The sequence below is a fragment of the Streptomyces milbemycinicus genome (genome assembly GCF_002154605.1).
Taxonomy (GTDB): domain Bacteria; phylum Actinomycetota; class Actinomycetes; order Streptomycetales; family Streptomycetaceae; genus Streptomyces; species Streptomyces milbemycinicus.
Window position 1 is genome coordinate 22,049 of record NZ_MUNE01000259.1, and the last position, 12,210, is coordinate 34,258.

The window sequence follows — 12,210 nt, forward strand, 5'->3', positions numbered from 1 at the left end:
TCAGACCGCCCACTTCTGCCCGGCTGCCCGGAAGGCGGCGTCGTCGATCGCCCGGACCGTGTCGTGGGCGGTGGTGAGCAGGCGGTCCGCCCGGTGGAGGATCGCGGCGTCCACAGGGTGTGGATCGCCGTCCGCATTGAGGCGGCGGGCGATCTGGTTGACGTTGTTGCCGATGCGGGCGATCTGCGCCCGCATAGCGGCGAGCTCGTCGACCGCATCGTCGTAGACCGTGCGCTCGGCAGCGACGGTGATCTCACCGCGGACGCGGGCCATGGTGGCGTCGGCAATGTAGCGGGCCATGGTCACGTGAGCGGTCTTCGCCGACGACTGGATGTCGTGCTTCTCGTGCGGCGCGAAGCGCGCGGTGACGTGCTCGGAGCGCTGCGCATCGAGGTTCGCGCGGCGGTACGGCGCACGCTGCGTGGCCCCAACGGAGGGATCGCGCGGCTGCTCGCCGGCGACCACTCGCTCCTGTTCCGGCACGCCCTCGTGCCGGAGCTGCTCCTCCGCCACCCCCGGGGCGGAGGGGTCCGCGATGGACCGGCCTATGGACGGTCCATCGCCATTGCTTGCTGCGCTGTCGAGGCCGGTGATCATCGCCTCCTGGGGAGTGGGGAGTTCGCTGTGCGAGTCGTGCATTGGGTGGTATTCCTTGGGCGTTGGGGGTGGTCTCAGTGCGGGTGGCCGACGGGCGCCGTCGGCAGCTCGGCCTTGACGGTGCGGACCACCTCGCCGGCGGTGTCGCTGGCCACGCTGTAGCCGTCCTTGCGTACGGCTTCCTCCAGCAGGTCACGGGAGAGACGTCCGTGCTCGCGGTAGAGGTCACGGGCGTACTTGTGGAGGAGGTCCTGTGTCGCGCGCGGTTTGGAGCCCGGGCGCTTCGACTCCGCCCGCCAGGCTGGGCTTTGGTCGCTGCCCGGCAGTTCATCGCCCGGTTCTCGTTCCGGGCCGACGGCGGTGTGGACGGGCTGTCGCGGGTGGTTTTCGAGCTGGGGACAGGCTGCCCGGTCGGCGGAGTCATCGCCCGCGACCTTGGAGGGCGGGCGGCCCGAAATTTCTGCCCGCTCTCTTGCCGTGGCCCGCGGGTGGGCCGTCGAGGAGCCGCCCCTCGTACGCGCGGGGGGTTCGGGCCACCGCGCGGGCAATGGCTTGGAGGCCAGGGCAGTGACCTGTTGGCGGGTGGCGAGCTTGCGCAGCAGCAGCTCGTCCTGGCGTTCATCGCGGTCGACATCGGCCTGCTCCAGCGCCTGGTGCAGGCGGCGGGTGAGGCGCCGGCCTCGCCACTTGGTGCGCTTGCCGGGCGGCATGATCTCTACCCGGAGGATCAGGGTGACGGCCCGGTTGAGGGCGCGGTCGCGGATGATCCGGGCGGCATCGGCGTCCCGGTCGGTAATCCCCAGACGAGCCAGCAGCCGTTCGCGTGCTTGTCGGGTGAGGATGGCGGTCAGGCTGCGGGAGTCGGCGTGCGGGCTGCGGTGGCGCAGTTCGATGCCCATGGCCAGGTGCCAGAGCACGGCCGCCAGGACCGGGCCGACGACGGCCCGCACAGTTCCGCCGACCAGGCCGGACTCGGCGTAGGCAGGCACGATCTGCACGCCGGTGATTACCCAGGTAAGAGTGCCGGGCGCGCCAGGCGCCTGCTTCGGGCCGTTGAGGTTCTGCCGGGCCATGAGCGCGGTGGCGAACAGGGCGAGTTCGGCGGCGGCGAACATCGCGGCGCGCTCGGTGGTGCTGCCCATGTCGAGGTAGTCGGCGGCGAAGCGCCAGCTGGTGTCCGCGCTGTAGGCGGTGCAGCCGATCGCGGCGACGGCGGCGACCGGGATCGCGGCGGTTCTACGGCGCTGTCCAGCGTTCGGCTTCCGTAGGTACCGCCGCAGGGACCATGCGGCGGACAGTGCGACGACGAACAGGGCGGCCATGGCTGCAGGCGCTGGGAGCCAGTGCGGCAAGGCGGGCATGCCGAGGTCGTTGGCGTTGATGAGTGTGGTGGTGCCAGGTGTCATTCAGAGGCTCTCCAAGGGGTCCGCGCGTTCGAGGGCATGCGGAAGCGCGGACGGGCGGGGTGGTGAGGAGGGAGCGCGCGCCGTTCAGGCGGTGGGCGCGGTGCGACGGCGGTCGGGGCTGGTGAGGATGACCCGCTCGGTCATCTCGGCGAGGCGGGAGGCGACGCGGTCGCCGAGGGCGGTGCGGAGCTCGGCGGTGGGGAGGTTGGTGGTGATGAGAGTGGGGAGCATGTGCTCGTACCGGTGGTTGATGAGCCGGTAGGTGAGCTCCTCGGTCCATTCGCTGGTCTTGGCTGCGCCGAGGTCGTCCAGGAGCAGCAGGGGGCAGCGGGCCAGTGTCTGCAGTTCCCGTTCGCCGTCGTGGCCGGCGCGGGGGCGGAGCCGCGCGTGGAGGTCGGCGGAGGTGATGGCCTCCCAGCGCAGGCGGACGCCTCGGGTGAGGAGGGCGCGGCCGGCGCCGTATGCCTGGTGGGTCTTGCCGGTGCCGGTGGGGCCGGCGATCAGCAGCGACGGGCCCTCGGCGATGCCGGGTCCGGTCGGGCCGGGGCGTCCGGCGCGGGCGATCTGGTCGGCCCAGGCGGTGATCTGGGGGTGGTCGGCCAAGGCGCGGCGGTAGCGGGCGGGGATGCGGGCGTCGGCGAGTTCCAGGGCGGTGACCGTCTCGGGCGCCGGCTCGTGTGCGGCAGCGGTGGTGGGGGCGATGCCGCGGTTGGCGAGGATCGTGTTGAGCCGGTCGGTGATCGCGCCGACGGGCTGGGGTGCGCGGGTGAGGGTGGCGGTCAGAGCTCATCTCCGTAGGCGGCGACGACGTCGGTGGGGTTCGTCCACGCCCGGTGGGCGGCGGGTGTGGCGGAGGCGGCGGCGTTCATGACCTCGTGGACGAGGCTGGGCAGGACGCTCGGGGACAGTCCCTTGACTCGATGGCGTTCGAGGGCGGCCCGGAGGTGGGCGGGAGCGATGCCCTCGTCGAGCAGCTTGCGCACCTGACCGCCGAGATGGTTCAGGAAGGTGCCCGGCGGGCGGTGGTTGCAGGCTGCGACGTACTCGCCAAGGAGCTGCTTGGCCGAGACGGTGTCGGGCGCGTGGGCGCTTGCGCCCCCCCGAAGGGATATCTCCTAGATCCACGGTCCTAGGTCCTAGATCCGACGGTGAGGCGTCACCGCTGCCTCACGGAGCCCTCCCTGATCCTTCACGGAGGACTCCGTGAGGCGCTCCTGACCTGCGGCTTCGCTATCGCGCTCCGGATTCAGCGCGGACTCACGGACCTTGCCGGAGCCCTCAGGGAGGACTGCGTGAGGCAGCAGTGAGGACTCCGTGACACTGGCTCCCGCGGCAGGTGGGGCACCGACCGAAGCGCCGTGAACCGGGCAGCCCGGGAGGCGGCTTTTGCTGGGCCGGTTGATCTTCTGATGCTGGTGCCAGGTCACGACGTGCAGGTACCGCTTGTGATCCGGGCCCTTGTAGCGGCAGATCAGTTCGGCGTCGGCGAGCTGGGCGAGGTCCGTCTCGACGTCGGACGGGGTGTGCTCCGGGCGCAGCACCCACAACTGCCCGGCGATGATCGCGGCGTGGTCGCGGTGGCGGCCCTGGTCGTCGGCCTGGGTCAGCAGGCCGAGGAAGGTGCGCTCGGCAGTCAGGGAGACGGCCGCCAGGGACTCGGAGACGAAGGCTTCGGGCTTGATGGTGCGGATTCGTGCCAAGTGCGGGGCGGTCCTCACTCGGTGGCCTGTGCGTGGACATCACGGCTCACCGTCGGTCGGGGCGGGATTCGGGGGGTGTTGGCGCGGACGCGCGCCGAGAAGCGACTGCGTTTCCGGGGGTGTCGTCAACATAGCCACACCCCAGTCGCGCAAGTCCAGCCCTATCCGGCGCAATCTCTCACGGCAGAAAGGCTGCGAGAAATGGGGCTGGGTGGCAGGCGGGAGCAAAACCGTAAGGCACGACCGGCCGTTGACCAAATAGTTGCCCGGGCCGCAGAGCCAGAAGCATTACATCGGCAAGCCGTTGACGAGCCGCAGACGGGGAAGCTACAACACAACACCCCACGTCAGAGTCATGATCGACGCACGACTCCGCGCCCTTTCTCGACCCGTGGGAACCGCATCTCGGCGAACCACGCGAGCGCAACATAGACCACGATCGCCGGTTACCCAAACCGGCGAATGCACCTTTCAATTGGAGCCATGCCCCCACGCTCACTGGAGGTCGGTCCCGATGGAATACAGACGGTCCGCACCATCGAAATCCTCCGAACCGAACGCGGCCTGTCACAACGCCAGTTGGCCGACCGTGTGACCGCCCTCGGCCACCCGATGTCCAACACCATGCTGTCCCGCACCGAACGCGCCCAACGTCGATGTGATGCCGACGACCTCGTCGCGATCGCCGAAGCCCTCCTCGTCTCGCCTCTCGTGCTGTTGCAGAGGTCGACCGCCACGTGGACGAGGCCCACCCAGCGCCGCTGACAGAGGAGCACGCCCCTACCCAGTAAGGACCCGCCCTTCTTGCGCCACTCCGACATACCCTCTGCCCTCGCGCGAGGCCTTCCCGGCACCGAGGGCGAAGTCCCCTTGCCCCGTCTCTACCGCCCCGAAGAAATCGCCGAAGCCCTCGGCTGTTCCGCCTGGTGGGTCAAGGACCGGGCCCGACGCGGACTCATCCCGCACACCCGCGTCGGCCGCGCCTACCGCTTCACTGCCGCGCACCTCGCGGAGATTGTCCGCCTCCACGAAGAGCGCCCGAAGCGATCCGGCACCGGCACATCGCCGAGTCGGGCAGTGACAAGTCCTCCCGCTGCACGAACTCGTGCCGCCCGGTCTCCTGGGCCGACTACGGCCTCGACGCCAGGGCGTCTGCGGGCTCGACCGCCCCGCCGTACCCAGTACGAGACCGTCGCCTAGCGCGCCCGCGCCCAGTCAGAAGCCAAGAGCAGGGGAGGAAGACGGAAGTTGGGTTTCGCGGAGAAGCGCGGAAACTACTGGCGCGGCCGATACAAGACCGCGCCCGGCAAGCACCTCACGGTCGCCTGCGACAACGGGAAAGCGATCCGGTTCGCCACCAAGGGCGAGGCCCAGCGCGCCGCGAGCGAGGCCGAGAACAAGTACCGGCGCGGCGGCTGGCGCGACCCGGCACTCGGCCAGGAGACCTTCGGCGAGTACGCGAACCGCTGGTACGAGGCCCAGGACCTGGCCGCATCGACCATGCAGAACTACAAGCGCCACATCGAGGAGCACCTGCTCCCCGACTTCGAGGACAAGGCGCTCGCCGGCATCCTGCGCACGGACATCGACCTGTGGGAGAAGAAGGAGAAGGCCGTCTACGCGGCCTCCAGCGTCAAGACCTGGCGCTCGACGCTCCACCTGATCTTCGAGGACGCGATCGACGAGGGCCTGATCACCTCGAACCCGGCAGCCAGGCGGCGCGGGCGTGGCAAGCGCGCTGGCCGCTCCCGTGACCGTGGCCCGGAGAAGGTGGTTACCGACCCGCTCGGCATCCTGCTGACCGCGGAGCGCGCTGCCCTGCTCTCCGGTCGTGACGACGAGTTCGTCGCCGTCGTCCTCAAGGGATACACCGGCATGCGCTGGGGCGAAATCGTCGGCTTGGAGACGGAGTTCGCCCGCCCCGGGGCTGTCCGCGTTGAATGGCAGCTGTACGAACTCGACACCGGCGAGCTGGTGCGCTGCCCACCCAAGGACGACAGCTACCGCACCATCGACGCGATGGACTGGCTGTCCGCCCTGGTCGCCAACCACGTCGCCCGCAAGAAGCCGAAACCTTGCCCGTGTCACGGCAAGACCTACGTCTTCCGTGGCCAGGGCGCGGCCCGCACCGGCGGCCACCAGGGCGCGAAGCTCATCGACGTCGCACGCCGTGCCGAAGTCTCCACCGGCACGGTGTCCAACGTCCTCAACCACCGCGACCGCGTCACCGAAGCCAAGCGGATGAGGGTGGAGCAGGCCATCGCGGACCTGGGGTTCGTGCGGGGCGGCGCGGTGTCGCAGCAAGCAGCCCACTGGCGCCGAAATGGCTTCGCGACGTGGCTGTTCACCCCGGCGGTCTCCGGCTGGTACCCGAAGAAGGCGCCACAGGAAGCCCGCCCCGTCCCCCTGCTCGGCGAGCCCTGGCCCGGCGTCCGCGCCCGAGGTCGCGGAGCCAGCGACCGGGCCGACGCCTGCTGGCTCCCGATTGCCAAGGGCCTTACACCGCACGGTCTCCGTCACACCCACCGGACCGTGATGGAGGACCTCGGCACCGAGAAGGTCCTCATGGACGAACGCATGGGCCACATCGACGGCTCCGTCTCGGCGCGCTACGCCCACGTCACCGCCAGCATGCGCAAGCGCCTCATGCTTAGACTGACCGAGCAATGGGAAACGGCACTCGATGCCCGCCTGGCGATGAGCCTCACTTCACCAATACGAGTACTCGACGATCTCCTGCGTGCACGAAGGGAGTCCAGAATTCCTGTGGAACACCAATGGTGAATGCTGCTGTGCCCCTCGCAGGTCAAGCCAGGGCACAGCTATGTCTCGCGATGCGTCGCCAGGAGGCCGTCAACCTCGTGAGAGGGTGGTTCGGGATTCTATGAGTTCGTCTCTTCCTGACTTCAACCGTCGGAGGTTTTCCGCCCCGAGTGCGGTTCGCCTAGTCGTTTTTTTCCATGAGACGTAGCCGCACCTTGGGGGGCCCGCTCGCATTCACCCTCTCAAGGATGATCCTGCCTTCGTCCTGCATCCTGCGTAGAAAATTCTGCCAGGCCGTGGACGGATACTCGCGAACCCAGTCCAACCGCTTGTCTCCAGCTGGTGCATGGTCTCGCGCGTTGATAACGATCGCCCCTCGGGCAAGGGCGATGTTTGTGAGGTAGAAGTTGTCGATCTCGTCGACATCCTCCGTAGTGTCAGTGGGCAGCCCGAGCGCGTGCTTGATCCTCGATTGTCCGGTGGCCAACTCTCCGTGTACCAGCATCTCGAGTACCTGCTGGTACGAATCCCCTACCAACGCGGCACCTGTCGTCTTGGACAGGTCCAGCCGATCGATTCGACTGGCCGTCAGCGCAAGCTCGACACCGGGACCTACGACCAGGTTCTGGATGTGTGCCTCGTGGAGAGAGACTTTCCCCGATCCGCCGAGTTGTAGGTCCTCCACCGTGATCCGTCTCGCTGCGCGCGGAGTTGTCGCAGTTGCGTGGACGTGGGCCCACAGCTCGCCGAGGCTGATGGCACCGGGCAGATCCGAGACATAGGTATCCACCTCGTTCACCTTCTGCTGGAGTGCCGCGATGAGCGCAGTGGGGGCTTGGCCATGCTCCGCCTGGTAGAGGGAGACGATCAGCTGCGCGCAGAGTGCCGATACGGGAACGGTGAACAGCAGAGCGGCCGCCTGATCGAGTGGCAGTCGTACGACCTGACGGGCGAGGAACTGCTCAGCGATCGCAAGGTGAGTGAACCTGAACGAGAGCTCTTCCTCAGCCCATTCAGCGCTCATCCCACACAGTGCGATTAGTCGGCGTTTCTCCTCTTTGGTGAGATCACGTTCAAGAGCCTGGGACGCGGCGAGTTCCAAGTCCTCTTCGGAGACTTCGGGAAGAGCGTTCCGTGCGATCAGTTCTGCCACTTCGGAGAAGATGTCGGCCAGCACGTCCGAACCGAAGAGGCTGCCCCCTTGCCCTGTCAGCTTGCGGCGTTCGCGTTGCAGGTAGGCATCAACGACAAAATGGAGGAATTCGGATTTTTCGTCAGACCTCGTCCAGGCGGCGAAGGCCAGGCAAAAGAACGGTGTCGTTAGCAGCTTTTGGACCTCCGCAGGGATTTCCCGCTGCACATCATCGATGGACAGTTGACCAACAAGCGCTTTCAGCTGCTCGCGCTTCCAAGGCAGCAGCTCGAGAGTCTGAACGTCTGGTGGCCATTCCAGCGCGTTGCGCCGCTCAAGGTTTTGCCGAAGCCTGGCCTCGGAGTAGCTCGACCGTGCTGACAGGATGACCGTGCCTCTGCCTCGCAGTGCGTCCAGGATGGGTTTCAGGCCGGTGAGTGGGTTGTCGTAGGTGCGGAATCCGAGGAGTTCGTCGAAGCCATCGATTACCAGGACCGCAAGACCCGCGCGGCATAGTGCGAGCACAGAGCTCTTGTCCAAGATCCGGGTCCGTGCCATGCGGGCATCGAGAAGGGTGTCCAAGCTGTTAGCGCTGGCTCCGCTGGACGAGATGTAGATCGCCAGAGGATTGATCTCTCCCTCCTGGGTGAGTGATTCCCGGGCGAATTGCAGAAGACTGTGGGTCTTACCCGATCCGGCTTCGCCGGTCAGCGTGATGAGGTTCGTGTGCGAGCTGTAAAGACCAGTCTGCTCGGTGATCCGCTGGCAAGCTTGGGTGATGGTGGCCTCGCCGCCCTCCCCTGCGAGACGGACCTGAGCCGGTACATGAGGGACCTTCTGCTTGAGCTCCGGAAACAGCTCCTCCTTGATCGACCCTTCAAGTGCAACCTGCTCATCGAGCTGCTCTAGGAGGCGCTCTTTGAGTAGCTTCCAATTGCAGATCTCTGCAAGGAACGCCTGGTACGACTTGGGGCCTGACTCGGACTGCCAGATGCGCGCCTGATCGGCTGTGACCACGAAGCGGTCAACCCGTGGAACCGTTCCACCTGACGTGCGCAAATCCCAGCGAACCATGATGGGTTGGGGCGGGTCGATCAAGGCCAGGATCGAATCCCGCTCGGCAAAACCGCGGAGATCCTTCTCGATATCCATCGCGAAGTTTTCCAGCACACGGTCGTTGCTTTGCAGGCCCAGCCTCTGAAGCTGCTCAAGGATTTCAGTGCGGGTGACATCGGTCGCGGGCCCTCGCCGCGGCCAGTAGTTCGCACATGCCTCGGAGTAGTCGTGCAGTGCGCCCAGCTCGCCGTTGATCGGGAGGAAGAAGGGCTCCAGCCGGTCAACGTGTCCGTGCTCGTGGATCCCGACGATGCGCTCCGCGTTAGCTGAGACCACCGCATGGAGAGCATCGAGATCGACATTCTGTGGAGTCGGGCCCCCGTGGAACACCTGGTTGCGCATCCGGCGGATCGATGTCCCATCGGCCACCAAGGTAGTGATGCTGTCGGCGACATCGAGGGCGGCGGACTGGCACGCATCACACTGGAGAGAACCACGCTGCAGGGTGATGTAGCGCGCCCAGACATCGAGCGATCCCGGAGTCTTCAATTTGGTCGGCCCGTTGGCTGCCGCGGCGCAAAGCAGCCCAAGCACCCGCAGCTGGAACTCGACGTGTGCCAGTGTCTTGAGGGGCGGCTGCTGGTGGTCCGGTGCTGCGACAAGGTCCGCGATCGTCACGTCGTCTCCATGGGGCACGGGGCAGGGCAGCATTCTCACACGACCGCCTTCCTGCGGATCACGCTTCGCGGTACTGGCGTTGCCTCGCCTGTCTGTCGGGGACCGAATTCCCAAAGGATCACGAACCTCCCTCTGAGGAGTGCTCCGGCAGTTGGGCAAAATGCCCGGCGACGGGGGCGACGGACCTGACTCAATAGGCACATGGAGATTGGGGAGCACTGGGCCTACCGCGCGAGGCCGAAGGATCTGGGTAGCGAGGTTCGCCAGGTGGAGGTCGTTCGAGTGGGCGGCTCTGGCAGGTCTGGCTGGATCCACGTGCGTTTTCTGGACGGCGATGCCGCTGGCCTGCAGGAGTGGGTCAGTTCCGGCTCTCTCGTAGCACCGTGGGCGGATGTTGATACGTTCCGCGCGGACGACGCGGCAGAGTTGGCGCTGGCGGAGTCCTCTCGCCACGTCCGGGGCAGCACGGATTTCGAGGCTGCCCGCATGATCCTCAGCTTCGTCCGTCCGAAGAACAAGCTGCGCCTGCGCCGAACGGTGGCCGACGCCGGGGTCCTGGAGCTGAGTCGCCTCGATGAGACGGCACCGCTCATCGGCATGGACGTAGCCGACCTCCGCAGCGACTCCATGGTGTACGAGAACCGCGACGGCATGTGCCTGGCCGGGTGGCCAGTCACCGAGCGCGTCGCCCGCCACGTGGCCGGCCGCCTCGCCGACGAGATCCTTCCGGAGGTGGACCGCAAGCAGCAGGGCATCGAGCAGGGGCGCGCCCAGTCCTCCTGGTACTCCTACAGCCGACGGGACGACCGGAAGCTGGACGCGGAGGCGGCTGTCTTGCGAACCGTCCGGGAGTGGTGTGGCGAAGACAAGGCCGACCGCTACGACGAGTTGGTCGCCCTGCGCGCCGAGGTCATCCGGCTCGGGGAGCTCGTTGAGAAGGCGGTCAAGGCCCTACGCGATCGAGGTCACGGCGTCATCGCCTCCACCATTGAGCGCGACCTTGGCGTCCATATCGCCACCCTTGATCCTGATGTGCGTCGATGATGCCGCGCCACGGGTCTGGCTCCGGTTTGAGAGGCGCCGGCTGTGCCGGAGGCTTCTCCTTCTCCGGCCGGTCCGGGTGCCAGCCGTCGAGGAACGGGCGCAGCTGCTTTTTCGTCGGCTCCACGTTGAAGTCGCGGGCGGCCAGGCCCTTGCCGTTCGTCGCGGGGTCAAGCTGATCGGCCTCCGTGATCCCCCAAGCCGACCACTCACGCAGCCTCTCGACTTCGAGGGCGTCTTCCGATGCGGCGGCGACTTCATCCAGCGCGGCACAGAACGCCCGGATCTCACCCGCGGCCCGCCACTGTTCAAGCGCCGTGCTGGAGTGCTCAGTCCGTACCGCGTGAACCGCCTTGACCGAAGCCGCACTTACCGCGGCCTCCCACTCCCGCCGCTCGCGCTGCTCCCGCTCCGCCTCCAGTCGCCGGCGCTCGGCCTCCTGACGCTCCCGCTCCTCTCGCAGACGCCGCTGCTCCGCCTCCCGTTCCAGCCGCGCCTGTTCCTGCTCCCCCGCGCGTGTCTTCAACGCCTGGAAGATTGAGGCGATCTGCTCCTCCAACGGCTTCTTGGCCGTGTCGGCCCATTCCTTCTTCCAGCCGTAGCTGTAGCTGTAACCCGAGTTCTCGCTGACCAGCAGCTCCAGTTCGCCGGACGGCTCGAACTTTTGGGCTGGCGTGACCCGCTGCCAGTCGTACGTGCGTCGGCCCGGCTGCTTGGGGACGTACCGGACTTGCTTCTGCCGCTCACGGAAGCCGACCTCGTACGTCCTGCCGTGGACAGTGAGCAGCGGCCTCGGCTGCCTGCGCTTCTTGGACACCGCGATCTCGCCGTACCGCGCGAGTGCCTGATCAGCGAGGAGCCGGATCAGCGCGAGCACCCTCGGCAGGACCTCCTCGGAGATCTCGAAGGCGCTGTGGTCCTTGGTGACGGCGGCGAGCACGTCCTCGACGTCGGTGATCACGCGGCTGCGCGCCAAGCGGATCCGATTCCACTCGGTGTCGTCCTCACCGGTCACCCGAAGCAGACCGAGGAAGAAGTCTCCCTTCGCCCGCCCGCTGTACTTCAGGTGGTACCCCTCAGGGGCGCATTGCCGCGCGGCGTCGAACGCCCTGCGATACCGAGCCCGTTCCTCTGCGCTGGGGTCCGGGATCCGAAGGAATCGTCCGGCTTTCTGCACCTGCGCGATGAGTGCCGGCCCGACAGCCGCTGGTGACGGGCGCGGAGGTTTCACGGCTCGCTTCGGGGAGGGCTTCGTCTCCGTCGGAGGATCGGCATCCTGTTGAGGGCCAGGGACAACCGGCGTCTCGGCTCCAGACGCCGCCGCGCGAGGCTTGCGTGGAGCCAGCTCCGGACGGTCGGGATGATGACCGTGCTCCAGGTAGAAGCGACCCGCGTCAGTGATCTCCGCCTGCCACCTCCCTTTCTTCCTGGGCATGGTCACCAAGCTCCGGTCCCTGAGCGCGCGAGCCGTAGCGGCGAGCTCGGGGCTGTCCGACGTGACGGGGTCGCTCCCGCCCCCGATGCGCGTGAGGAGTGCGAGCTGCCGGTCATTCAACGGAGACCAAGGGTGCATGGCGATCGTCGTACCGCCTCAGGTCTGTTCGGCACAAGCCGTGCAGTGACTCATTCGGGGCGCGATGCGTACACCCGCGCTGAGAGGTGGCAGAAGGTCGCTCCCCGGGGGGCCACCGGGAGCCGGATCCCGAAGATCACACCCGGTTGGCTCCCAAATGGCTCCCAAAACAGAGCCGCAAAGCAAATCATGCCCGGTGCTGATCTCTCAGCACCGGGCATGACCTGGTGTTTCTCTGTCGGGGTGGCGGGATTTGAACCCACG

9 protein-coding genes and 1 pseudogene are annotated in these 12,210 nt (G+C 67.2%); 4 read left to right on the forward strand and 6 right to left on the reverse strand.

The features are described 5' to 3' along the window. The 4 genes and pseudogenes from CCN51_RS21255 to CCN51_RS21270 all read right to left on the reverse strand — a co-directional run bounded on the left by CCN51_RS21255 (window position 1) and on the right by CCN51_RS21270 (window position 3,703). Window positions 1–597: a MobC family plasmid mobilization relaxosome protein gene (locus CCN51_RS21255; protein ID WP_245881660.1), complete on the reverse strand. Its 597-nt coding sequence runs from the start codon at window positions 595–597 to the stop codon at window positions 1–3. Window positions 598–671: 74 nt separating this feature from the next. After that, window positions 672–2,003: a hypothetical protein gene (locus tag CCN51_RS21260; RefSeq protein WP_014178382.1), complete on the reverse strand. Its 1,332-nt coding sequence runs from the start codon at window positions 2,001–2,003 to the stop codon at window positions 672–674. A gap of 84 nt (window positions 2,004–2,087) precedes the next feature. Continuing rightward, window positions 2,088–2,786, reverse strand: coding sequence for an ATP-binding protein (locus tag CCN51_RS21265; protein WP_043487360.1), 699 nt, complete (start codon window positions 2,784–2,786; stop codon window positions 2,088–2,090). Beyond that, window positions 2,783–3,703 (reverse strand): annotated as a pseudogene (locus CCN51_RS21270) (hypothetical protein). Before CCN51_RS21270 ends, CCN51_RS21265 begins: the two are co-directional and overlap by 4 nt. 483 nt (window positions 3,704–4,186) lie before the next feature. On the opposite strand from CCN51_RS21270, the gene CCN51_RS21275 reads away from it, so the two are divergent. Genes CCN51_RS21275 through CCN51_RS21285 form a run of 3 tightly spaced genes read left to right on the forward strand, consistent with a single transcriptional unit; the run spans window position 4,187 to window position 6,487 of the window. After that, a complete protein-coding gene (locus CCN51_RS21275) occupies window positions 4,187–4,468 on the forward strand; it encodes a helix-turn-helix domain-containing protein (RefSeq protein WP_014178386.1) in 282 nt (93 codons plus the stop codon). A 54-nt stretch (window positions 4,469–4,522) separates the two neighbouring features. After that, window positions 4,523–4,903: a helix-turn-helix domain-containing protein gene (locus CCN51_RS21280; RefSeq protein ID WP_078610940.1), complete on the forward strand. Its 381-nt coding sequence runs from the start codon at window positions 4,523–4,525 to the stop codon at window positions 4,901–4,903. Between the two features lie 48 nt (window positions 4,904–4,951). Further along, window positions 4,952–6,487 carry a LacI family DNA-binding transcriptional regulator gene (locus tag CCN51_RS21285; RefSeq protein ID WP_014178387.1) on the forward strand — a complete coding sequence of 512 codons (1,536 nt, stop codon included), beginning with the start codon at window positions 4,952–4,954 and terminating at the stop codon, window positions 6,485–6,487. A 160-nt stretch (window positions 6,488–6,647) separates the two neighbouring features. Here CCN51_RS21285 and CCN51_RS21290 read toward each other — a convergent pair whose 3' ends face one another. Further along, complete coding sequence (locus CCN51_RS21290; RefSeq protein ID WP_143675864.1) at window positions 6,648–9,332, reverse strand: NACHT domain-containing protein; 2,685 nt, start codon at window positions 9,330–9,332, stop codon at window positions 6,648–6,650. Between the two features lie 201 nt (window positions 9,333–9,533). Between CCN51_RS21290 and CCN51_RS21295 the strand changes: the two genes are divergently transcribed. Continuing rightward, on the forward strand, window positions 9,534–10,376 hold the full coding sequence (locus CCN51_RS21295; protein WP_014178389.1) for a hypothetical protein: 843 nt from the start codon (window positions 9,534–9,536) through the stop codon (window positions 10,374–10,376). Here CCN51_RS21295 and CCN51_RS21300 read toward each other — a convergent pair. Further along, window positions 10,306–11,388 carry a hypothetical protein gene (locus CCN51_RS21300; RefSeq protein ID WP_014178390.1) on the reverse strand — a complete coding sequence of 361 codons (1,083 nt, stop codon included), beginning with the start codon at window positions 11,386–11,388 and terminating at the stop codon, window positions 10,306–10,308. The genes CCN51_RS21295 and CCN51_RS21300 overlap by 71 nt on opposite strands. Window positions 11,389–12,210: the final 822 nt, after the last annotated feature.